Consider the following 432-nt stretch of genomic DNA (forward strand, 5'->3'; position numbering starts at 1 on the left):
TCACACCGATGTTGCCGCCGTGGAAGATGTACACCCCGAAGATGCAGGCCATCGACAACAGGAAACCCACTATGACAAACATGCTCTTTGCCTTTGTATTTGTACCCACCCTGCGCCGCCTGCGGCGTCACCCCTCAAGGGGCACCATCTGCGGCCCGGCAAAGCCGGTTCCGCGATGGTCTGGCCCGCGGCGCCACGTCGCTCCGGCCACAGGGAAGGCATCTGGAAACTGATCTATCTATCGACCAACTTTAGGTGTGATTGATGGGGGCCATGAAAGCGAAAAGGACCCGCCGAGGGGTCCTTTTCAAAGCTTGACAGCCGGAACGTGAAGGGATGTTGTCCAGGGCACCGCGGAACTGGCTTTGCCAGGCCGCCAGTGCCGCCCCCTGGGGGGGGTGACGCCGCAGGCGGCGCGGGGGGGGGGGGGGG

At 63.4% G+C, this 432-nt stretch carries 1 protein-coding gene; it reads left to right on the forward strand.

Annotated elements, in window-relative coordinates:
* Window positions 1-265, forward strand: a 265-nt coding sequence (locus RMP09_RS00995) for a hypothetical protein (protein WP_310564144.1), incomplete at its 5' end; no start/stop codon positions are given.
* Between the last annotated feature and the right edge of the window lie 167 nt (window positions 266-432).

This window comes from Hydrogenophaga sp. (assembly GCF_031426985.1).
In the GTDB taxonomy this organism is placed as follows: Bacteria; Pseudomonadota; Gammaproteobacteria; order Burkholderiales; family Burkholderiaceae_C; genus Hydrogenophaga.